Source organism: uncultured Aquimarina sp. (assembly GCF_947492115.1).
Taxonomy (GTDB): domain Bacteria; phylum Bacteroidota; class Bacteroidia; order Flavobacteriales; family Flavobacteriaceae; genus Aquimarina.
In genome coordinates this window covers 56093-80761 of record NZ_CANLMM010000012.1, presented here as the reverse complement: position 1 = coordinate 80761, position 24669 = coordinate 56093, and the positions used below count along the sequence as shown (strand labels likewise).

The 24669-nt window shown below is 31.9% G+C and carries 18 protein-coding genes; 10 read left to right on the top strand and 8 right to left on the bottom strand.

Features of this window, described 5'->3' with window-relative positions:
• Positions 1-418: 418 nt before the first annotated feature.
• Together Q1A73_RS22985 and Q1A73_RS22980 are read right to left on the bottom strand one after the other, a co-directional pair.
• The gene (locus Q1A73_RS22985; RefSeq protein ID WP_299610707.1) at positions 419-3205 is read right to left on the bottom strand and encodes a hypothetical protein; all 2787 of its coding nucleotides are present in this window, start codon (positions 3203-3205) and stop codon (positions 419-421) included.
• 942 nt (positions 3206-4147) lie between these two features.
• Positions 4148-6244, bottom strand: coding sequence for a putative porin (locus Q1A73_RS22980; RefSeq protein WP_299610705.1), 2097 nt, complete (start codon positions 6242-6244; stop codon positions 4148-4150).
• Positions 6245-6383: 139 nt separating this feature from the next.
• On the opposite strand from Q1A73_RS22980, the gene Q1A73_RS22975 reads away from it, so the two are divergent.
• From Q1A73_RS22975 to Q1A73_RS22965, 3 genes are all read left to right on the top strand, one after another.
• On the top strand, positions 6384-6986 hold the full coding sequence (locus Q1A73_RS22975) for a ribonuclease HII (protein ID WP_299610702.1): 603 nt from the start codon (positions 6384-6386) through the stop codon (positions 6984-6986).
• An 86-nt stretch (positions 6987-7072) separates the two neighbouring features.
• Positions 7073-9541 (top strand): hypothetical protein, encoded by a 2469-nt coding sequence (locus Q1A73_RS22970; RefSeq protein WP_299610699.1) that lies wholly within the window; start codon positions 7073-7075, stop codon positions 9539-9541.
• Positions 9542-9623: 82 nt separating this feature from the next.
• Positions 9624-10124 (top strand): hypothetical protein, encoded by a 501-nt coding sequence (locus Q1A73_RS22965; RefSeq protein WP_299610697.1) that lies wholly within the window; start codon positions 9624-9626, stop codon positions 10122-10124.
• A 76-nt stretch (positions 10125-10200) separates the two neighbouring features.
• Here Q1A73_RS22965 and lipB read toward each other — a convergent pair whose 3' ends face one another.
• Positions 10201-10899 carry a lipoyl(octanoyl) transferase LipB gene (gene lipB, locus Q1A73_RS22960; RefSeq protein ID WP_299610694.1) on the bottom strand — a complete coding sequence of 233 codons (699 nt, stop codon included), beginning with the start codon at positions 10897-10899 and terminating at the stop codon, positions 10201-10203.
• 112 nt (positions 10900-11011) lie between these two features.
• Between lipB and Q1A73_RS22955 the strand changes: the two genes are divergently transcribed.
• Positions 11012-11863 (top strand): hypothetical protein, encoded by an 852-nt coding sequence (locus Q1A73_RS22955; RefSeq protein WP_299610691.1) that lies wholly within the window; start codon positions 11012-11014, stop codon positions 11861-11863.
• A gap of 75 nt (positions 11864-11938) precedes the next feature.
• Here Q1A73_RS22955 and Q1A73_RS22950 read toward each other — a convergent pair whose 3' ends face one another.
• Both Q1A73_RS22950 and Q1A73_RS22945 read right to left on the bottom strand, forming a co-directional pair.
• Positions 11939-12718 (bottom strand): hypothetical protein, encoded by a 780-nt coding sequence (locus tag Q1A73_RS22950; protein WP_299610688.1) that lies wholly within the window; start codon positions 12716-12718, stop codon positions 11939-11941.
• 107 nt (positions 12719-12825) lie between these two features.
• Positions 12826-12984, bottom strand: a complete 159-nt coding sequence (locus Q1A73_RS22945) for a YqaE/Pmp3 family membrane protein (protein ID WP_299610685.1) — start codon at positions 12982-12984, stop codon at positions 12826-12828.
• A 116-nt stretch (positions 12985-13100) separates the two neighbouring features.
• Here Q1A73_RS22945 and Q1A73_RS22940 point away from each other — a divergent pair, with 116 nt between their 5' ends.
• From Q1A73_RS22940 to Q1A73_RS22930, 3 genes are all read left to right on the top strand, one after another.
• The gene (locus Q1A73_RS22940; RefSeq protein ID WP_299610682.1) at positions 13101-14159 is read left to right on the top strand and encodes a LuxR C-terminal-related transcriptional regulator; all 1059 of its coding nucleotides are present in this window, start codon (positions 13101-13103) and stop codon (positions 14157-14159) included.
• A gap of 135 nt (positions 14160-14294) precedes the next feature.
• Positions 14295-14786 carry a DUF1573 domain-containing protein gene (locus tag Q1A73_RS22935; protein WP_299610679.1) on the top strand — a complete coding sequence of 164 codons (492 nt, stop codon included), beginning with the start codon at positions 14295-14297 and terminating at the stop codon, positions 14784-14786.
• Between the two features lie 103 nt (positions 14787-14889).
• Positions 14890-15771: a hypothetical protein gene (locus tag Q1A73_RS22930; RefSeq protein ID WP_299610676.1), complete on the top strand. Its 882-nt coding sequence runs from the start codon at positions 14890-14892 to the stop codon at positions 15769-15771.
• A gap of 59 nt (positions 15772-15830) precedes the next feature.
• Here the strand turns inward: Q1A73_RS22930 and Q1A73_RS22925 are convergent, their stop codons facing one another.
• A complete protein-coding gene (locus tag Q1A73_RS22925) occupies positions 15831-16031 on the bottom strand; it encodes a hypothetical protein (protein ID WP_299610674.1) in 201 nt (66 codons plus the stop codon).
• Between the two features lie 101 nt (positions 16032-16132).
• Positions 16133-17293 carry a hypothetical protein gene (locus tag Q1A73_RS22920; protein ID WP_299610671.1) on the bottom strand — a complete coding sequence of 387 codons (1161 nt, stop codon included), beginning with the start codon at positions 17291-17293 and terminating at the stop codon, positions 16133-16135.
• A 446-nt stretch (positions 17294-17739) separates the two neighbouring features.
• Here Q1A73_RS22920 and lysS point away from each other — a divergent pair, with 446 nt between their 5' ends.
• The 3 genes from lysS (at position 17740) to Q1A73_RS22905 (ending at position 22746) form a co-directional block, all read left to right on the top strand.
• Positions 17740-19431 (top strand): lysine--tRNA ligase, encoded by a 1692-nt coding sequence (gene lysS / locus Q1A73_RS22915; protein ID WP_299610668.1) that lies wholly within the window; start codon positions 17740-17742, stop codon positions 19429-19431.
• A gap of 147 nt (positions 19432-19578) precedes the next feature.
• The gene (locus tag Q1A73_RS22910) at positions 19579-21000 is read left to right on the top strand and encodes a PKD domain-containing protein (protein WP_299610665.1); all 1422 of its coding nucleotides are present in this window, start codon (positions 19579-19581) and stop codon (positions 20998-21000) included.
• A 168-nt stretch (positions 21001-21168) separates the two neighbouring features.
• Positions 21169-22746, top strand: a complete 1578-nt coding sequence (locus Q1A73_RS22905; protein WP_299610663.1) for a hypothetical protein — start codon at positions 21169-21171, stop codon at positions 22744-22746.
• A 70-nt stretch (positions 22747-22816) separates the two neighbouring features.
• Here the strand turns inward: Q1A73_RS22905 and Q1A73_RS22900 are convergent, their stop codons facing one another.
• A complete protein-coding gene (locus Q1A73_RS22900; RefSeq protein ID WP_299610660.1) occupies positions 22817-24547 on the bottom strand; it encodes an alkaline phosphatase D family protein in 1731 nt (576 codons plus the stop codon).
• Positions 24548-24669: the final 122 nt, after the last annotated feature.

The window sequence follows — 24669 nt, the reverse complement described above, 5'->3', positions numbered from 1 at the left end:
TAATTATCAAGGAATCGAACCTTAAAAATAAAATCTCTTTTATCCTACTCCAGTATAATTTCTATGCTTATGAACTTGGCTTGTTTCCCAAAGCGGGTGCAAATATAAAACGCTTTTTTATTCCCCGCAAAACTTTTTTGAACTTTTTTTAAAAAAAATTTTATCAACTAAAAACTCTCCCAAAACATCCTCAAAAAAACCAAACTTTCTCAATGAACTCTCAAAACTTATTCCGTTTTGCGGGTGCAAACATACAACCCTTTTTCTTTTCCACAACAAAAAAATACAACTATTTTTTAACCTTTTTGTAAAACACTCTAAACATTAAAGTTACAAATCAAAAAAAATAATTTCTAAACTTTCAAAAGAGCAAATAATAAGAAAAACTAATAATTCGGCTCCTTTAAAATGCATATCTCTAAAAAACCATAAGAAAATTTGTCAGATTATCTTCTGGGTCTAATTGCAACTTTTTACGAAGCTTATGCCTATTTACATCTACACTTTGGGGACTTATACCGAGAAGCGGTGCGATTTCTTTTGAAGACAAATTCATTTTAAGGTATGCACACAATCTAAGATCTTTTGAAGTTAGACCAGGGTATTCCTTGGACAACCTTTCATAAAACTCCTGATGAGATTTATCGAAGTTAATTTTAAAAATCCTACTTTCCTTATCTGTTATATAATATTCTACAAGCCTTCGTAGATCCATATAATTACTCTCATGAGATCTAACATTAGAAGACTCTTGTATTTTTACGATTTTATCTCTGATTTTTTTAAGAATCTTGTTTTTGTTAAGATTTACATATGCCACTTGAGTAAGCTCTCTACTTTTTGCTTTTATTTCGTCTTCTAATTTGGAGTTTTTGAGTTCAATAATCTTGCGCTCTTGCTCAATCTTTTGTGCCTTATATTCTTCTCTTTGCTTTTGCAGTTTTTCTTCTTTTAGTTTTAGCAATTTATTTTTCTGCTTTTTCATTTTATATCGACTTATAAAGATACCTACCAGCACAAGACTTAAAAAAAGCAATACATATATTATATATGCTAACGGTGTTCTATATATAGGTGGACTAATTTTAAACGAAAAAGAAGATTCTTTTATAATATCATCATATTTAGCTCTTACTTGTAGTTTATAGTCTCCTTCTATTAAATTATACAATGTCCTTTCTTGAGAAGCTGTCCAATCACTCCATCCATCATTATTGATTTTCGATTGATATAACACTTTTTTACCATAGAGTGGTAATGCGTATTTCACTTTAAGGTCATTATCTTTAAATGGGATTCTTGATTTTCTAGCATACGAGATATTACTATTAACAGATACAAAGTCTCTAATAATAACATCATTCCTAGCATTTTTAACAGAAACTTCTCTATTTCGGACGTATGCCGAAAAACCACTATATATTGGAATAATTTCTTTGTCTCCATCCAATTCAAAAACATTCAAAACATCTGGCACCAGTTGATTTTGCAATTCTTCTAAATTGACTATTTCATCTCCAGTATCAATTATTACACTTTCATTATCCACATACCAAGTCTCCGTTTCCTTTTCTATAATTCTAGGCGCATACCCTTTATTCATTCCCAATGCTTCTTTTGCAAAAGAATTATTCTCAGCATTATAAGTATACATATGAAATCCAGATGTTATTATAATGTCATTCTTAGTTTTCGAAAGTGACAATACCACTCCTTCAAAATCACTTAGCGGAAAGAAGGATTGTTGTATTAAAGTTTTCTTATCTATATCTAATTTAAATTTAAAAACTCCTTCAGAGCGAAGGGCCAACCAAATATTATTTTGACTATCGACTTCTAAATACCTAACCGATTTATTAAAACCTTTAAGCTGATATTCCTGCCAGTCATTATTCTCTTTCTGATATAAAGCGACACCATTATAATTAGGAGATAAAACGAACTCTTCCTTACTAAACTCATATTTTCTAAAATCCCAAGCTCCTTTACTAGCACCTATTTTTTTGAGATCTTTATCTTGAACGATATAAGCTCCTTTATCATGACCAACCCAAATCTCATCATTAATAGAAGTAAGATTCCAAACCTGTCCATTCAACAACAGTTTAAAATCTTCTTCTATATCAGTTGGTTTCTCATCCAGCGTATACAATCCTTGATTAGTTCCCAAATAGTAGAAACCCCTATTTTTTACTGCCGCATAAGTTGTTCCTAATAAACCATAATAGTCATAATAATATTTTAAGGAAGAATTTAATTTGATATAATCAACTCCATAATCTAATGCTAGCCACAAATTATGTTCATCATCTTGAAAAATCGATAACACCGTATTATTTTGAAGACCTTTTAATTTATTAATATTTTCAACATACCCGGAATTGAGATCCACAATATAAAGTCCGTTTGTTACGGTCCCTAAAGCAATTCTACCATCATTTAATTTTAAAAAAGAAAAAATCTGTGCACTACTAATTTCACTTGATCTGGAAAACTGAAGTGAAGTTGCTTTTCCATTCTTAACAAGATACAAACCTTTTGTATCTGTAATAAGCAACATCTCATTATCAAAACTAGAAACTCCGATTATATTCCCATTTAACTGATCATCATCAAACACATTAGAAAGGTTTGATTCGGACAGTTTAAAAACTCCATTTTCATAATCATTTACAAACAATTCTTCACCCACCATATAACTCCATTTAAAACAGCAGGGGGCAGGTATTTTTGTAATTATATTTCCTTGATTAATATAGAGATTACTAAATGTTTGAAAGATTATTTCATTGTCTAACCGATGTATCCTCCAGTATTCTTCAGTTTTATCTGACAGCTGTTTATTACTGTTATTTAAAAGAGAAATTTCAAAATCATTATACGCTTCTTGTCTATTTTTTAATAATCCAAAGTGTCCATCAGCACCAAAATAAATAGAGTCTTTATTTTTAACGAAAAGACTTCTGTTTGCCATAGCGTTGTTAGTTTCAATAGAATTCCATTCACTGCCATCATATATCAACACTTTATTTTCGTTGGCGATATAAATCAAGCCATTTTCATCTTGTTCGATATCCCAAGATTGTGCTCCGAAACCAAGAGACTTTGTATCATAATGAGTAATTTGATACTGAATTTTATTTTCAATTGATTGGGAGAAAGAAAAAAAATGTAATAAAAAAATTAATAGGCAAGTACGATTCATTAAACGCTGTATTTACACTAAGGGTAGTATTTCAAATATACTAAAAACTCACGAAAAATCTTAAAGAGTCGCTAGAATAAGGAACTGTAAAAAAGTATTATTCTGTCAAATTTCCATGATAAAACAATTAAAATTGGGCAAACAATATTTCTTTAAGAAAAAGACGGATAAAATGCCGGAGGAACATAAAACTTACTCACTCCAGCATCTTAAAACAACTAATCTAAATTATTGAAATTCTAAGCTTTTTCTAACGGATGTTTAGATAGTAACATCTAACCTTTCTTATTTTATCCAATTCTTAACAATCATAAAGAAGAATCTAAACTCTCCTTTTTGAATTCGGCTAACTCAATTAAACTGTAATGGGTAAATAATCCATAAGCAACAAATATCTCTCTTCATAACGCTTTATTTTAAACCTTACATATGTAGTAAAGTCTTAATTGATCTATTAACCATTTCGGAATGATTATGTGGTTAATTTCTTTCTATCTTAAAAATTACTTTATTGTTATTGCTCGAAACGAAAAGAAAAACAGGATAATTCCAAAATACCTTGTTTTTTCTATTAACCTTTATCAAAACTACAATAAAATTACATTTAATCTATCAATTCCATAATCTTAACTATATATATACAATTAAGAAATCATTCTTAAATATAAAAAACCAAAAACCCTGTTAAAAAACTGAAAAACAAATATTTAAACCAAAAAAGCATCCTTACCCTCCTTAAATGTAGATCCTAACCCATACACATCGTATTATAGATTCTTTCAATAAGCAAATAATCCCAAAACCTCTATAATTACAGTCTTATTTAGCTGAAAAAAAATAAATTTTATGAAAGATTTTGAGTAAACTTCGATATTATTATTGAAACTGATGATAGATGTAGTAATTTACTATATCAATTATAAGATATATTGGCACAAAAGTTTACAGGAAGAAATTCCATACCAGACCGAAACGAATCACAGCATCTCTAGGAGCATATCCAGGAGCAGAAAATTCATTGTTCTGACTGAAAGCTTCTCCAAAGTTCTCTACTTTAAAATAGATTCGTGTTTGTCTTATTCTAGCATTAAAAAAGATATCAAACTGAGGAAAGCCACCAAATGTTTGTCTTGTATCAATAATTTCATCTGGATCACTATTATCAAATTGATCAAAATATTCAATCTCATTGGGGCTTTGCACATAAAATTCTGACAGTACTGGATCATAACCATCCGCGTCATACTCCGAATAATATTTAAAAGTTACACCTGTCTGTAAAAACAATGCTCTTTTAAACCAATAGTCTTGATAATAAAAACTATTTCTAGTAACAATATTAGGAACATTATACACTTCGAAGGTTCTAACATCTCCAACTTCATTTATAGTATTGGTTGCATTACTAACATTCTGATATACTATTGAATTATCGATACCTAACCAACCAAATTTTAAACTATTGGAAAGCTTAAGCTTTAATAAATTCAAACTACCATCATACTGTTCAGGAACTGTAATAGAATCTGTGTTTTTTGTAAAATATGTATAGTTGTCAATGGTCGAATAGCTAGCTTCTATATTTGCCCAATTCTTAACCTGCACATTAGCATGAATTTTTTGAGTTTCTACATTTTTAAAATCATTAGTAGCATCAGTATTATTAAAATTCTGCCAGTTATAGCTAACGTAATCACTCTGATATAAAAGAAAATTATAATTCGGAGCTGAAGAACTTGTGCTTATACCTAATTGTAGACCATAATCACCGAGCTGATATCCTGCGGAAGCATTTAAATAATTCCCATCAAAATCACCTGATATAATGGACATTCCGTCTGCAGCAAGTTGAAATCCTTTATAATATTTTTGATAAGACCCTCCTACAGAAACTATATTTCCTTTAATTCTATTTGTAATATCCGTACCATCTTCTAACGTAAGAATTGTATTGTATCCGTAATTATAGTCCGAAATACCGGCATTAACAGTTAGGCTACCTAACCAATTATTATCTACATTTACAAACAATTGATTACTAAAATCTTCTAGCGCAGCTTTATCTTGTAATGCTCCAGAATCATACGACACTCCAAAAAGATCACTTGGTGCAGCCTGATCAAACTGAAAAGATTTATCCGTAAGATCTAGAATATGTCCCACAGCTATATTCGTATTAGTACTATCTGTTTTTTTAATAATATCGTATTTGTGATTTAGATAAAACCGTTTCCCAAGTAAAATACTCTCAGCATTTTCAAAATTCACCTCGATAGATCCCCTATCGGAAAACTCATCAGCTTCCTCTCTAAATTCTTCAGTATTATTAAGATATTGATTTAGACCTGTTTCTGAGAGCCCTCCATTCTCTTCGTTTAATAAGTCTTGAGATACAAAATGAGTTCGTATACTATATCTGTCATTTTTAGTTCTATAATTTGCTGTAGCTCTAAAATTACCAGTACTCGTAAGTGCATGTTGGTATTTTCCTAATGACCTATTCCCTTTATATGCAATCGATAGATTTAACCTAGGAGAAGTATTTACCGTAAAAAACGCATCTAACTGTTGCCCTTGTTCAAAAGTAGTTTTAAAATACAATTCAGTTAAAGGCGTAGGAACATTATAATACAAGATATCTTCTGCTTCCATGAAATTAAAATGTCTTGCCCTTGCGCCAAAAAGAGGTAATAAATGGTTATATTCTTCTACTTTAATCAAACTATTGTAAGTTTGCCCGACATTATTTATGGGCTGTAATCCAAAATCATCTCTTCGTAAATAGTTGAAGTTATAATCCCTTTGGATCGTTAATGTAGTATCTACAAAAGTAGTATCATTTTTAATACTTATGATCTTATAATCCGTAATCGGAGGTTTGCTTTTGGTTTTCTTTGCAAAAGGCTTCCTTTTTTGAGCGAAATCAGGAATCTGTTGCGTATTCGTCCCTCCTCCATCGAACTCTTCTTCATTACCTTCCTGAGCACTTGCTATGGAACCTATTAGAAGTATAATTATAAATACTAAATTCTTTTTCATCTATATCGTAAACTGTTGGCAAAAATATACTTTTTTAACGAAAGTCAATAGCTATGAATTATTCGTTTTAATGCTAAGTTTTTTTCTTGATTCTTAAAAATAGTTTTCTGATGTTCTGTTCTTACATTATCTTCGTAACATGCTCGAATTAAAATTAAAACCTGATCTCATAGAATGTGGTACAGATGAGGCAGGTCGTGGTTGTCTGGCAGGACCTGTTACTGCTGCTGCTATTATTTTACCCGATGATTTCAGTAATGCGATCTTAAATGACTCGAAACAGCTTAGTGAAGCAAAACGAAAGCAACTAAGACCACTACTAGAAGACTGCTCTATTACCTATGGTGTGACACATATCTATATGGAAGAGATTGATAAAATGAATATTTTAAACGCTTCTATTCTGGGCATGCAACGTTCTATAGCTCAATTATCGCCTCAGCCAGAACATATTTCTGTAGATGGAAATAAATTTAAACCATATCATAATATACCACATACCTGCGTTATAAAAGGAGATGGTAAATATCTTAATATTGCTGCAGCATCGGTTTTAGCAAAAACCTATAGGGATGAATATATGGAAAAGATCCATGAAGAATTTCCTATGTATAATTGGAAAAAAAATAAAGGATACCCAACTGCTGAACATCGAGAAGCAATACGAAAATATGGTGTTACCAAATACCACAGAAAAAGTTTTAGATTATTACCAGAACAGTTATCACTAGAGTTCAAATAATTATCTTTGGCAACTGAGAATATTTGGTAGATAGAAAAACAACCAAATTATTACAAAACCAAGAACAAAAAAGGAAAACAAAACACATGAAAAAAATAGTTGTACTTCTAATCTCCACAATTGTTTTAGCTTGTAACACTACTACCGAAGAACCAAATACTCTTATTGATTATATTCCCAAAGATGCTCAGGTGATTATAAAAATCAATGATCTGGAGCAAACAAAAAATATGCTTAGGGATAATGACTTTTTCAAGAAAAATAAAAATCTTGATCTATTCAACTATTTCAAGACACTTCCCGTATTAAATCAAGTAGACCAATCTAGCGGCCTATTATGTTTTTCTCCAATCGGTAAGAATGATTTTGAGTATACGTATATTTCTACATACGATCCAATGATCATAAATAAAGATTCGTTAGATCAAAAAACAATAGAAAACATCAATTACTCTAATAAAATCATACATAAAATAACTTCTGGCAGTGATACTTTTTATGCTACCAAACAGGATAGCTTATTAATCGCTTCTTCTTCTCAGATATTGATTGAAAACGCAATTCGCCAGCAAGAAAATAAAATCCCAGTTAGTGACGACCTTATAAAAGCCTATGAGGTTTCTGATGTAAAAAATCCAGTAGCTTTAATAGCAAATGGAAAACAGCTACAAGAAATACACAATTCGTTAATCCCGAATAATGACTTGATAGCGCTGTCAAATTTTAGCGGATGGATCTCGGTAGATGCTAAACTAGATCAGAATGCATTATATATAGATGGAATTGCCATTGAGAAAGACTCTTTATCGACTACCATTGGAATTTTTGACAATACTACAGCCCAAGAAAACAGAATAGCTAGTATTACACCGATCACTGCCAATGGTTTTGTATCCTTTACTTATGACGACTTCTATACACTAAAGAAAAACCTTGCATTAGCTCAGGAAAGGGAAATAGAAAATATTCCTGATGATCTAGACGAACTGTTTTCAGGAATTTCAGAAATTGGAATGATATTTTTAGAAAATGACGATGCATTAACTTTTACCTCGCTAGCTCCAGAAAATACCTTAGAACAATTAGCAGGCAGTCCTGCAGGTTCATATAGAGATATAAATATATTTAGTTACGAAGAAAACACTACGTTTTCAGGATTACTAAAACCTTTAATCCCTGAATTTGAAGCAAAATACTATTTCTCTTATGAAAATCAGATTGTATTTGGTTCTTCTAAAAATGCCCTACAGACTATCATTGCTAACATCCTTAACAAAACCGTATTACAAGAACAACCATATTACATAAAAACACTGGAAAAACTCTCTGATGAATCTTCTATACTAGTTGTAGGAACTGTAAAGTATTTAAAAGAATATATAAGTAGTAATATTGAAGAATCACAACAAAAACAGTGGAGCGAAACCAAGACTAAAGGTTATCAAATTGGGGCTTTACAACTTATTAAAGAAAGTAATTTTGCCCATATCCATGGCGTATTACAGAAAGATATTACCAAAGGCTCTGCAACCTCTGTTACGCAAACAACATCAACCACTTTAGAAAACAAAATTCTGAATAGGCCAATTTTGGTAAAAAATCACCGGACAAAAGGAATGGATATTGCCGTACAAGATGTGGACAATAATCTTTATCTAATCTCTGACAAAGGAGTCATCTTTTGGAAAAAACAGATCAACGGCGCTATCATGGGAGATATCCAACAAATTGACATTTATAAAAATGGCAGATATCAGCTCCTTTTTAATACTGAAAACACTTTATATTTAGTCGATAGGGATGGTAAAGATGTTACTTCTTATCCTAAAAAATTCCAACAAGCTATTACGCATCCGATTTCTTTATTTGATTATGATAAAAATAAGCGCTACCGTATTGTTGTGACACAAGGAAACAAAGTTAGCATGTTGGATGCAGAAGGAAATGTGGTCTCTGGATTTGGTTTTGAAGGAACTGAAACCAACATTATTTTACCGCCAAAACATATTAGAATCGGTAGTAAAGATTATATTTTAATCTCTGAGGAAAATGGTAAAATAAATATTTTAGATCGTTTAGGCCGAACTCGTGTTGACGTAAAGCAATCGGTAGATTTTTCTAAAAACCAATGGCAACAATATCAAAATAAGTTTACTTCTACTACAAAAGATGGAAAACTAATTCAGATTCAATCAGATGGTTCTGTTAATATAATAGACAAAGAACTAGACCCGAATGCCACTTTAGTTTCGACCAACAAAACGTTAGTTACTTTCTCGGAAAACAAATTAACTATTAAAGAGAATACGCTAGAACTAGACTATGGAGTTTATACAAAACCACAGATATTCTACATCAATAACAAAATTTATGTAGCCATTACAGATAAACAATCCAAAAAGGTATACTTATATGATAGCAATGCAGAGTTATTCCCGAATTTTCCAGTATACGGAAACTCTATTATTAGCTTAGGAAATATGGATAAAGATCCTAATCTAGAATTTGCAGTACAAGGAGAAGAAAATAGTATTCTAATTTATCAAATCAATTAACCTCTAATTTAAATTTTGTAAAAAAGATGTTGACTTTTTAGTTGTAGGTATCACTAATGTGAAACCAAGTAATTAAAATGTCGTGAAAACTCTAAAAATTTTATCGATATTATTTTTAACCGTATTGTTGTTCGGTTGTTCGGATGATACTATTGATAATGAAGAAATAGATCTCGAAGCGACTAGTATTACATTCTCTATAGTGAAGGATGATGATTTTACAGGGACAGCTACAATTACGGGAACTATTACGAATATTGGAGATGACTCTTTTAGGTCATCTTCTGGACAACAAGCGTTACGTTTATACCAAAGAAATCTTGGAGCACCAGCGCCAGGCGAATTAGTTAGCACTGTAAGTTTTACAGATTTAGCTGCTGGCGAGACATTAACCATTAGTTATTCTAGGCCTTGGAATTCATCATCCCCTGCAGAAGGTGAATTTCCGCCAGATTATAGTATAGTTTTAGATTATGATCCTGATATTTTTATTGATGGTAATGACAGTAATAATGATGAGGATCTAACAAATAACAGTTTAACAGTAAGCGGATCAGAAATCAATGACCTATTCGTTAATTAAAAATCAACCTCAATCTATTCGATTTGTTTAGTTTTTAGTCAAAAAAGCCGAAGTAATTTATACTTCGGCTTTCTCGTTATACCATTTCCGCTTCGAATAAGACTTTAAAATGTTTCAACAGTTTCTCTTTTACTTCAGCTATATTTACACTTTCTACACCTAATTCTACATGTAAAGAAGTAACGGCTTTATCATTAATCCCGCATGGAATAATATTATCAAAATACCCTAAATCCGCATTTACATTAAATGCAAAACCGTGCATAGTAACCCATCTACTGGCTCTAACTCCCATAGCACAAATTTTGCGAGCAAACGGAGTTCCTACATCCAACCAAACACCTGTTTCCCCATCACTACGAACTCCTTTAATTCCGTACTCATCTAAGGTAAGTATCACCATTTCTTCTAAAAGGCGAAGATATTTATGAATATCTGTAAAGAAATTGTCTAAATCTAAAATTGGATATCCCACAACCTGTCCCGGTCCATGGTAGGTAATATCACCGCCTCGATTTATTTTATAAAAAGCAGCTTCTTTTTGTTGTAACTGCTCCTCATTTAAAAGCAAATTACTAATATCGCCACTTTTCCCTAACGTGTATACATGCGGATGTTCTACAAAAAGAAAATAGTTATTGGTATCGAGATTAGCATCTTCTCGTCTATTTTTTATTTTCGTATCCAGAATTCCTTTAAAAAGAATTTCTTGATAATCCCAGGTTTCCTTAAAATCCTTTAAACCTAGTTCTTGTATTTCAATCTTCTTATTCATCTCTGCAAAGATACGGGATTAAAAAAGTTTCTATTCTCCTATTACCTTTCAAAACAAGATCTAACCAATAATAATTATATTTGCTTTTTTTTAACATATAATCCCCCAAAATATGAAACACTTATTACTAGCTACATTTCTATTAATTTTTTCATTTTCTTTTGCACAAAAAATAAAAATCAAAAAAGGAGAAGTTTTTTTTGATAAAGTTAAAGTAGCTCATATTGAAAAAATAAAAGTAAAAGGCTTACGCCATTTTCAAGTTAGTGATCTTGACAAGAAACCTCTATTTAGAGCAGGAGATCTGAAAAAATATTCTCTACTTTTTCATTCTGACAAATCGTATCCCTATAATGCCTTTTTCGGAGATCAATTGAAAGACACATTACTTATAAATTCAAAAAATCATTACTTTTTATCCAAGAAGAAAATTTTTCAGCTTGCTATAGAAATGGGAATTTTTAACGCGGAAGGTTTTCACCAATCTAAAGCAAATGAGCTTATTCTGGAGAGTCTTAAAATACCCGAAAGAATCGTCAAAAAACTTGATAAAGAACGAAAGTTATTAAGTGGAAAAGGACATCGAGTAGATCGCGATTTTAAAGATATGGATATTCACCTTGTAGCACATTCTTCCAAGAAGGCCTTCAGTCAATTAAATAAAAGTATGGTAGATCAAGTTAATTATGACATCTACATTGGAAATCCTAATATAGAAGAAAACAATTCTGTTTTAATTGGTTCTGCCATTAGGGAAATTGGAACCGTAAGCGGAGAATATTTTTTTATTTTTAATACTAAAAAATTCCCTGTAGCTTCTTTTCATTCAATGACTTTCAAAATTTACAGCATTAAAAAAGAATTAGAACTTATGGATCACAACATAAGACTTACTATGGGTAGTAAGAGAAGTGAAGCTATTGAAGAAATGGTTCGAGAACTTATTAAACGACAAGAATTATAAAAATTATTACCAAACAAAAGAAGCGCTATTCTAATTTAGCGCTTCTTTTATTTTATCCATCTATTAATAAAATAATTAATCTTCCAGCTCTACCTCTACATCCAATATCTTCGGATTTTCCATATAGTCAATAAATCCAACTTCTAAGGTAAAACTTTTCCCATCCTGACTAAATAATGCTTCTTTAGAAGAAATATTTTTTATTCTTCTTGGGAAATGATATTTGATTTTATATTTAGAACTTGCTAGAAATATCTTCATTTGTTCCAAGCTGTCCAATCCCTGTTTCAATTGTTTTTCATCAAGAATTTCGGTGACTCTTTTAAATTTATTTCCTTTAAAAGTGTAGGAAACTTTTGTTGGGTCGTCTCCTTCAGTGTTAGACAATGGATCTCCCGGAGCTCCCACAGAGCTACCTGCTTTTTTTCCTCCTAAAGAAGAAGCGGTTTTAAAATCATTAAAAATATTCCCTAAATCCGATACATTCTTAAAATCGGAATACAAATCAAAGTTCATCTCCATCGTTTTGGGGTCCATGAACATATGCATTTTAAAGTTTTCTAACTTTTTTAAACGTTCTTGTTCCGCTTTTGGCAACTGTGCAATACTATCCTTTTTTTCCTCTAGGTAATCTTTAAACACCATTAAAGTATCTATCGCCTTTTCTTCTTTTTGTTCTTCTCCCAGACCTTCTCCTAATTTATCTCCAGCCATTTTAAGCAACTCAGAACCATCAAAACTGAAGGCTATCTTTCCACTTCCATCTTCATTAATATGTAAATCCTCTGAAAACTGACATCCTACAAAAAGAATTGCCACTAAAAATACCTGTATCAATAGGGATACTTTTTTCATCTATTTAAAATTTTTATTTGTTGAAAAATTCACCAAACTTACTATACAACTTTGACTTGCTGTTATACTTTTTAATGATCATTCCCAACTGTCGTGAATGACACCAACTATTTGTTAGGGTTATTTAAAATTACCAGTGCTGCAATTACACCAGGAACCCATCCACATAAGGTTAATAAAAGTACGATTATAATTGATCCACAACCTTTATCCAAAACGGCTAGTGGTGGAAAAAAAATCGATAATAAAACTCGCAAAAAACTCATAAGCAAAAATAGATTAAATAATATAATTATAGGTAGTCTTATCTCTTATTATGTTACACTACTATCTTAAAATTATTTTTATCTTCGATTAGTTTATTATACACTGAATATATTCTATGAAATGGATACAAAATATTTTTTGGATCACTCTTACGTTGTGTTGGACTAATGTTTGGAGTCAATATCAATTCTCTGGATATGTAGATCAGCAAAATAAGGATACTAATGTATACCTATCGCTTATAGAGGATTACAGAAAAATGTCGGGTACATACCAAGAACAGATTATACAGAAAGTATATCCCGACTCCACAGGGTATTTTGTATTTACCGAAAATAACTTACCTGCAAAGAATAGGATCTATCGCATTCATACAGATAATTGCTCGGAAGAAGAAGCTACTATTCATTTTAATGGAATTTGTTTAAATAGTCAGGAAATTCTATTTATTGCCAAAAATGATGATAAGATTTCATTGCCATTTACTAAAGAAGAAGAAGCCTTTTGTGAAATCATTTCCACAAACGAGCGTAGTAATACATTTCTAAAGGTAGATTCTCTAATAGAAAACATGAGGTATGCATTTAGCTCTTATCGAAGTGAGGCAAATAGAAAAGTAAATTCTATTAAATGGTTTAAAACCTTACAAGATTTTGGAGAACAACAAGAAGAACCTCTTACCGAGTTATATATTTACTCCTTTCTTTCCAATAAATCCAATAATCTATACACATATTATCTTCAGGATCTGAAACAGAACACTTATTATGATAAGCTATTAGAAAGATTGCAAGAGCAGTATCCAAATAGTCCCTACACCAAACAATATGAAACCGAATTAGCGGCAGACAAATTTTCTATATCCATAAAAAAAGAAAACACATCTTATTGGCCGTGGATCATTACATTCTTTCTAATTATTTCGATTACACTAAATATTTTATTATTTCAAAAATTAAAAAAGAAAAATAATGCTGGTAATGGGTTGGAGGAAAAACTCACACAGCAGGAAAAGAAAATCTTAGATCTAATTTTGCAAAATAAAACGAATAAAGAAATTGCTTCTTTACTATTCCTGAGTGTAAGTACCATTAAAACCCATATCAATAATCTCTACAAAAAAATTGAAGTTGATAACAGAGAAGAGTTAAAGGCGCTATATAAAAACAAGTGATTAGCTACTAATTACAAAATTCCAACTGGGGTCTAGTCCCTATTTCCACCCCTTTTTCATTGCATTTTATGGCACATGTCTAGAATTTTGAACAAAACAGAATTCAAAAAAAATAATCCTAAAAATTATCAAGACATGAAAACTAACATTACAACCGTATTTACTTTTATCATCCTATGTGCAACTATTAGCTCTTGCTCAGACGTGCAAAAAAACAACTCTAGTAGCACGATAGCAATGACTACAAATTCAGAACCAATTACAACTAAAAATATGGCTCCACAGATGACTTTTGTAGAAACAGAGTTTGATTTTGGAACTGTAACTGAGGGTGACATCTTAAAGCATAATTTTTCCTTTACTAACACAGGCAATGCTCCTTTGGTAATTGTAAATGCAAAAGCAAGTTGTGGTTGTACTGTTTCTAACTGGTCGAAAGAACCTATTGCACCTGGAGCATCAAGTGAAATGCTAGTTACCTTTAATACCAATGGAAAACCAAATCATCAAAACAAACAGGTTACTATCACTACAAACACAGCTATTGGAAAGCATATTCTAAAAATAAAAGCGATGGTTACTCCAAAAATTAAGAACACTATTTCTGGTGTTCCTTTAAGTAAATAATTTCAGAATTAGAGGCTATAAAAAACCTCTTCTTAGTGACTACACATTATATGATTGATCAAAATGATCATCTTAATACTATACTTTCAATATCATCAATATTATGAAAAAAAATGTGCTATTATTATTGATATTAACAATAGGAGCTGTTTGTTATTCGCAAACATTTAATCAAGAAATCACCAATAACAAAGGTGTTCGAAATCTTACTGGCAAAATCAATTTTGAAAAACTAAATAACAATCCTTATAACACTTGGTTTACTAAAAATTACGATGCTTATAAGCCTAATGAAAACATCATATCGTCTATCAAAGATAGCTTGCAAGAATATACCATACAGATATTTATGGGAACTTGGTGTGGAGATAGTAAAAGAGAGGTACCTCGTTTTTATAAAACACTAAATAATGCAGGTTTCCCACTAGATAGATTAACCTGCATAGCAGTACAAGCTGATCGCGAACATTATAAACAAAGTATTGGAGGTGAACACGAAGGCTTAAATATTCATAGGGTACCAACCTTTATTTTTTATAAAAATGGTAAAGAAATAAATAGAATTGTAGAAGCTCCTATAAAAACGCTGGAGGAAGATATCAAAGAAATTGTATCGGGGACATATGTCCCGAATTATTCAGGTGTGACCAAAGTACATGAAATGATATCAAAAAATGGAATTGCTTCTTTGACAAAGGACCCTCAACTTATAAGCGAACTGAAGAATGAACTCGCGAGCATGTATGAATTGAATACGTATGCGAATGTTTTGTTTTTTAGCGGAAATATAACAGAGACGATAGAAGTACTAAAACTTAATACTTCTCTTTTCCCAGAGGAAGCAAATACTTACATCAGTCTTGCCAACAAATTTTTAATAACTAACAATATCCCTGAAGCTATTGCAAATTATGAACGTTCTTTAGAAATCAAAAAAGATCCTGAAATAAGCAAAAGGGTTGAAGAATTAAAGAAATCTCTTTAAGTAAAATTAAAAAAGATGATAAAGAAGAAAAGCGAATTAAATTCGCTTTTCTTCTTTTTTTATAGAAGTCCGCAAGCTGGATGTTCTGGTAAAACGCATAGACCATTACAGCAAATGTGATCAGGAACACCACAAAAGAAAGAATTAGGTGTTGGACATTCTCCATATTCTCCATCAAAATAAAATCCACCTTGAATACCTTTTTGAGTAGATTTATTTAAAACCTGAACGCCTTGGATTTTTGAAATTTTCTTGAACATAATATATTTTTAAAGGTTAACCCTAACAAGATATTATGTTTGCTTTTTGGAATGATGTTAATTGGCACTATTTAACAGAAATTTCCCCGTTTCAAAATTAATTAGAAAGATGTGATTTCACCTTCGTCGGGTTTTAATTCTATATATCTTTTTATTTTGCTTTTAATCTCAGGTACATAATGTTGATATTCTTCTAATGCGGCCATTTGCTTAAAGCCGTAAATATCGTCTCCTCCTTTTCCTCCATCTCTATTACTAGCAAAATATCCCATTCTTTCTTTTTCATTAATAATAAAAGTAAAATCATCTTTATTGCTATTAATAGGTGCACCCATATTATAAACTTTCCAACCAGATTGTTTATTCGGCAATACCATAAAAATATCAAGCCCACCAAAACCCAAATGACCATCACTTGCAAAAAACAACCTTCCTTTATCGCTTATGTAAGGAAAAGTTTCTCTACCCTCAGAATTTATAAGACTTCCTAAGTTTTCTGGAGTTCCAAAACTACCATCTTTATGCACCGCTACTACGTAGATATCTGATTTACCATAACTCCCTGGCATATCACTAGCAAAGTACAAGAACTTTCCATCAGGAGATAAGGCTGGATGTGCGGTAGAATACTCATCACTATTAAAAGGCAATTCTTGTACATTTTTCCACTTCCCATTATCGTATGTTGCTTTATAAATTTTTAGCAAAACACAACCTTTCGTACTGCTCTTAATTTTTCTTTTAACGTAATTATTTCTGGTAAAATAAACTGTTTTTCCATCTGGACTAAATGTTGCCGATGATTCGTGAAATTTAGTATTTATAGATCCCTTTAACTTTGTGATTCCTTTGTTAGCGATATTCCTATTAGTCCTATACAAGTCCAAGAAGGGTTCATTAGAACCTTCCTGAAGAATCATGGTCACCGATTTTTTACTTCTGGAAGACGCGAATACCAATTCTCCATTATAAAAACTGGGTGCATAATCCGAGTTTTTAGAGTTAAATGGTAAAGTCTTTACCACAAAATTCGCTGCTAAAGGTTTCGAAATGCGATCCGATAAAAACCGATATCTCTTAGATAATTGCTTATCATGAGCAATTATCATCGAAGAAGTATCTTGATCATTTAGATTGGCTGTTTCTACAACACCATCCTGCCCCAGTGAATTATCCACTAATGCAGAATTTTTTTGTTGAGAAAATGTTGAATTCATTAAACAGAAAAAAACCAGCCCCAAAAGGTTTTTTTGCGATGTCATTAAATTACTTTTTTGTTGGTCACGTACAACCGTATATCCTAATTATTATAAAATTAAGTGTACCTAAAGACATCTTAGCTTATCTAAGAGTGATAAAGGAATGATTCGTTTTTATAAGAATTATAATGCTGCTATCCCCATAGCATTGAGTTGTACACACTATGTGTTACTTACGGCAATGTACTGATACTTAATAAAATAAACTATTAAAAAAACAAGAAAAACAGGAATTCACTTATAATTTAACAGGTGTAGGAAATTACTTTTTAAAAAAAATTACAGTATACACAAGAGGAAAACACCCATTTTTTTCAATATTTCTGATAATTCAAATAAAACAAAAATGAGCTTTCTTTTCTCAATATTTGAAAGTGATACAATACTTAAAAATCAATTGAAAGATTATATCATACTTTGTATCTTTGCAGGCTTAAAACGGCAGCATTATGCAATTAACAGAACAAGAACTTGTAAGAAGAGAAAAATTAAAATCTCTACGTGATTTAGGTATCAATCCATATCCTGCAGCATTATTTCCTGTAGATCATACTTCAGAAGATATAAAACAAAAATTTGAAGAAGGAAAAAAGGTTATCATCGCTGGAAGATTAATGTCTAGAAGAATACAAGGAAAAGCTTCTTTTGCTGAGCTCCAAGACTCTAATGGGCGAATTCAAGTATATTTCAATAGAGATGAAATATGTACTGGTGATGATAAAACGAAATACAACGATATCTATAAAAAATTACTGGATATAGGTGATTTTATTGGTATCGAAGGAGAATTATTCACCACGCAAGTAGGTGAAAAAACTGTGATGGTTAAAGACTTTACATTATTAAGTAAAACTTTAAAACCATTACCTCAACCAAGAACCGATGCAGACGGAAAGGTATATGATGCTTTTACAGATCCTGAGCTTAGATATCGCCAAAGATATGTAGACCTAGTGGTAAATCCTCATGTTAAAGATGTTTTCATAAAGAGAACAAAGCTCTTTAATGCTATGAGAGACTTTTTTAATAGTAAAGGATATTTTGAAGTAGAAACACCAATATTACAACCAATTCCTGGTGGTGCTTCTGCACGTCCTTTTATTACTCATCATAATTCATTAGATATTCCTTTGTATATGCGTATTGCAAATGAATTATATCTAAAGAGATTAATTGTTGGAGGTTTTGAAGGAGTTTATGAGTTTTCTAAAAACTTCAGAAATGAAGGAATGGATCGTACCCATAATCCAGAGTTTACAGCTATGGAAATCTATGTAGCTTATAAAGACTACAACTGGATGATGGAGTTTACTGAAAATCTAGTAGAGCACTGTGCGATTGCTGTTAATGGAACAACAGACGCTACTTTTGGTGAGCATAAGATTAATTTCAAGACTCCGTATGCTCGAGTAACAATGACAGATTCTATCAAACACTTTACAGGATTTGATATCACAGGTAAAACTGAGGAAGAAATTAGAGAAGCTGCCAAAGGTATGGGTATCGAAGTAGATGATACTATGGGTAAAGGGAAATTAATTGATGAGATATTTGGTGAAAAATGTGAAGGAAACTATATCCAACCAACATTTATTACAGATTACCCAAAAGAAATGAGTCCATTATGTAAAGAACATAGAGATAATCCTGATCTTACCGAGCGTTTCGAATTGATGGTTTGTGGTAAAGAGATTGCAAATGCATATTCTGAGCTTAATGACCCTATTGATCAAAGAGAACGCTTTGAAGCTCAATTAAAACTTAGCGAAAAAGGTGATGACGAAGCTATGTTTATTGATAATGATTTTATCAGAGCTTTAGAATATGGAATGCCTCCAACTTCGGGAATGGGGATTGGAATGGATCGATTAATTATGTATTTAACCAACAATCAATCGATACAAGAGGTACTGTTCTTCCCTCAAATGAGACCAGAAAAGAAAGCTGTGGAGTTAAATGATAACGAGAAAGCTATTTTTGAGATTATCAAAAAAGAACAACGCATGGAGTTAGCAGATCTTAAAACCGCATCCGGATTAAGTAACAAAGCTTGGGATAAGGGGATGAAAGGTCTATCTAAATTAGGTCTTACCAAGGTAACCAAAACGGAAGATAGCTTACTAGTAGAGCTAGCGGAATAAAAAACATACATTTTGTAAATAAAGTGTGTTCTAGTAAATAGTCTAGAACACACTTTTTTGTTTGGTGTTGTTAAAGTTTATAACTGTTAGATCTGTTAACATTTTTTTAACTAATTTCGCTGCGCCTTAAATTTAAAACTAAAGTTTATGAAAAATCTCCTACTACTTGTTAGTATTGCTATTCTTACTTTCTCCTGCAGTTCAGATGAAGAAACTGCTATTCAACTACCAATCGCGTGTTTCTCTATCGATAAAGAAGTTGTTGAAGTAGGCGAAGAATTTGTAATTACGGACTGTTCTGAAAATGCCACAGAAATAACCTTTAGTTATACAAATAATGAAGAAGAGAAAACAACAACTGAATCTTCATTCACCTTATCATTTTCTTCTCCAGGAACACAAACTATTCAACTAACCGTTTCTAATGAAAATGAAACTGAAACTATCTACAAAAGAATATCAGTTCTGCAACCGCGAACACGATACAAATTCTTCGACTATCCTAACGGAACTCGTGGATTCCCTATTGCTAGTGGAATTAACTCAGAAAACAATAATCTATTTATGATCGAAATTATAGATGATATTCTAGATAATAGTCTGGGAAAAATATTTTACAGAGAAATTGATAACAATAATGAAATTATAGAATCTTTATATATCGGAGACCAAACTGATAATACTGGTAATTGCTTTAGATTTAATAAACTTAATGGAGAATTGGTTTTTACCTTCGTTAACACCTTGGGTAATTATTATTCTTCTAGAGAAATAATTCTCGACCAATCTGGAAGTTTAGTAAAGAATGGTAGATCAGATCTTACAGTATCTTATAACAATATCAAAGTAGGTGATGAATTTGCATTTTTTGGAAGTAATCGAGTTTCTGTAGATACCGAATTTAAACTCGCACCTGCTATTCAAATAAGAGATGTTAATAACAATGTCATTAAAACAATGAACTATCCTTCCATGGAAGAAAATGCATTCATTGGTGATTTAACTAAAACATCTGAAGGATATATAGGTTACGGAGGAACATTTACTTCAGAAAATGATATTTTAGAAAACTATGAACCTGTTTTATTTTTATTAAATGAAAACTTTGAATTAATAAAAAACATTAGATATACTTCTCAATTAACCTCAAGTGTAACATCTATAAATGATCTGAACGGGTCGTTCCATATTGAAGAATTAAGTTCAGGTAATTTTGCTTGCTATAGTCATAATGAATTAAGAGTTGTAGCTCCTGATGGAAATGAAATTATGTCAAAACTTACTCGTGGTAGCTCAGGTATTAATGATCTATTGAATTTAAACGATTCCTTTATCGTAACCGAAAATCGATTTTTAACAAAATATGATCATCAAGGAAATGAATTAAAGAGCATACAATATGGGGGGCAGTTCATTTCAGGATTGATCCAGAAAAATAATATCATATACTTTATTGCAGCCGAGTCTTCCTCCGATTTGGTCGAAAACTTGGGTAATATATCTCTTTTAAAAGGATTTATGGGAGCTGTAAATGATAATTTGCAAATAGTAGACATTAATAATAACTAGTTCATTTTATTATATTCCATCTCGAACTATAGTAGAAAATGTTTGATAATATAATACAAAACGGAACCTAACAATAGGTTCCGTTTCTTTTATCCTTTGTTTTTTAAATATTTATACTATTTTTGCCGCTTTGATTTTAAGATTTATTTAACATTAAGCCCCATTCAAATGATTCGAATTTTTACTTTTGTCTCGGCATTACTTTGCTGTACGATCGCACTATCTCAAAGAACAAATCTAGATAGAGAAAATTTCAGAACTTCCTATGTTAACTTACCCTCTAAACCTATTCTAGACAGCACAAAAAGAACATATTCCATTAACACTGGGAGTATTACGATACCTGGTTTTAAGAAGCTAAAAAACGGTGGTTCATTGGATATAAACTACAAGTTTCATGGAACCAAAATCGGAACAGTAGATATCAAAAAAGAAAAACACGAGAAAAAAGACAAAGAAGGAAAAGTATTATCTACAAGTTATACGTACATCGTTAAGACTACATACTCATCATCGGCAACACTGTCTGTAAATAATGGTACAAACGCCGAATCTTATGAAAAGTCATACTCCGAAAGCGAGGATTATGCTAGTGGAGAATTTACAACTTACAAAAAGGCACAAGATTATTATAATAATAATCGTCATAGTTTACGAGATAAATACAGAAATGATCACAAAAATCAATTTCTAAACTCGGCAAGAAGGCATTTGATTAATACCTACGGATACGATATCGAAACGCATGAAAGAGAGTTTTTCTGGATTTTAAAAAGCAAGAAACATCCAGAATATGCAAAGCATCAAGAGGCATATGAGAAATTAAAAACTGTTTTTTCAACCATGCAGCATAACCAACCTGTGGATTCTATAAAGACAGAACTACAATCCGTAATCGAATACTTTAACGGAGTAATTCCTAGGTACGAAGGTGATAAAAGAAAAATAAGAAAAATTCGATATGCGAGTTATTATAACATCGGAAAAATATATTACTACCTAGACATGCCAGAAAAAGTTAAAGAGTATGCACAGAAACTAATCGATAATGATTACGATAAATCTGATGGTAGATATCTAAATGAAATTGCAGACGACCTCATCAAGGATTTTGAAGCCAACAAAACAAAAACACGTCATTTTGATGTAAAAACAGAAGATCTAAGTAATCAACCTGATGAAAATGAAGCTACTGAACTTACAGACATAGAAGTAAACAAAGCTTACTTAATCACTAAAGAAAATGACACGCTATTGGTTGACATTAAAACTTCTGATATGAACAAAATTGCGTACTCATTAAAAACTGTAGAGTACGATAAAGAAGGAAAACCATTTGGTACCAGAGTAAGAAAAGCTAAAAAGTGTAGTCAGTTAGTATTTGTAGATGGAGATCACTATAGAAATATAAAATTTAAGGAATCTTCTATAAAAGGTGGAGCTGTAGATGTTGATCAGATGGTTTTAGGAGGTGCTACCGATAAGCTTTGTAAAGTTCTTTTTGAATCTGAAAAGATCAACCTATATCTTTTTAATAATAAAGAATTGGTTATCATGCCAGCTGGTGCAGAAAAAGGAAAATCTACTATGTCTGCAGGTTATGTGTTTGGCTTTAAAAAGAATCTAACCAAACTAGCAGAGGGTTGTCCTTCTGTACAAGAAAAAGTTGCTAGCAAGACTTACAAAAATAATCAAGAAGATCTTCTTAGTTTTTGTAAAGATCTTACCAATTGTTCTGCAGATTAAGAACCTTAAAGTTTAAAAAACAAAAAACGCAACCTAAATAGGTTGCGTTTTTAATTCTAATAAATAAAAACTAGCTATACGAAACTGTCTCCCCAACAGTAACCGTATAATCTTCTTGCGAAATGGTATTGATATAATTCCATTCTGCCTGACTACTACCCGACGTAAATGTTACTTTCAGGAAACCTCTTTGGGTAGCGTCCATATATTGTAAATCATCTATTAATAACTGTAAAGCTTGCTGAAAACCAATTGCCTGATTAGCATCTACTCCTAAAAATCCTTCAAATCCTGGAGAAGTTACAGAAGAAGTTGCAAACTCCACTCCTACTTCTTTTCCAGTTGCATCCTTTAGTTGACTATACCAAGCATTATGAGTATCTCCAGCTAGACAAACGGTTTTCTTATCGCCTAATATTGCAAAAAGCTGTTCTCGCTCCATAAAATATCCATCCCATGCATCTAAGTTATACGGAACAACTGATTGAACTCTTGCGATTTCTTCTGCAGTAAGCGTAGTATCTCCGGCTAACAATCTTGATTTAATAGCAGTCAACTCTGTTAGCGCCGTTTGGAATGCCGTTGCGGTTTCTGGAGTAGCACTTCCCAAAGCACCTATTTCCGCTACTAACGTGCCAATAAGTATTAGCAACTCTGCTGGCATAAACATTTTACCCATGAGTACCTGCTGACCCAAGACTTGCCAACTCGCACTACTACCCGAAACTGCTCCTGATAACCAACTTAATTGTTCCGATCCTAATAATGTCCTACTTGGATCTTGCAATGCTGTCTGAAATGCTGCCGCATTAAGCCCTGAACTCGGATCGAAGAAATCATTATAAGACAATTGCTTATCTCTACCAATAATTCGGGTGTCTAGCATATGCAAACTTAAAATACTACCAAAATCAAACGTCCTATAAATTTTAGCCGGATCCGTTGATCTAAGCGGTAAAAACTCGCTATACACCTGAATAGCAATTTGTTTTCTTGTTTCATAAGAACCTTCATTGTCTTGGTGGTTTTCTGCGCCATCTACATAGGCATCATTGGTTATCTCATGATCATCCCACACGCAGATAAAGGGTTTCTTTTGATGTGCTAACTGCAACTGCTTATCACCTCTATATTGTTTATATCTCGCACGATAATCACTTAAGGACAAGATTTCATTTGCTGGTTTATGGACTCTATCCAAGGCAACAGTATTTTCGTTAGTACCGTATTCTCCTTCTCCATATTCATAAATGTAATCTCCTAAATGCACGATCACATCCACATCAGAATTAGCCATTGCCCCATAGACGTTAAACAAACCAGCTGCAAAATTAGCACAAGAACATGCTGCTAGTTTTATATCATTTACGGTATCTCCAACCTTGGGTAATGTTATGGTTTCTCCAATTACAGAAGAAGTTTGGGATTCTAAATCAAAGAAACGATAATAGTACTTACTGTTAGAAGGTAATTCCTGAACATCGATCGCTACCGTATAATCACGATCTTCACCTGTTATAAACTCGCCACTACGAACTATATCATTAAAACTATTATCTGTAGCTACCTGCCAATTAATAGTCACATTTGCAGTTCCTGAATTGGGAGTAAAGCGTGTCCATATAATAACTTTAGAATCTGTTGGATCAAAACTAGCTACACCTTCCAAAAAGTTGTCTGTACTAAGATCTGGAATGTTAATATCCATATCATCATCACTATTACAACTGATGTACATAGGAGCGATCATAAAGCCACCGGCAGCCAACAAAGATTTTTCAAAAAAGTTCCTTCTATTCATTGTGTATATTTTTCCTTCAAAAATATTTTACCACAATAAACCTGATGTTATCCCTTCTTTAAAAAAAGATCAAAACCAATAGAAAATATTCTCCGAATAGTAATCTTTAGATAACATAAAAT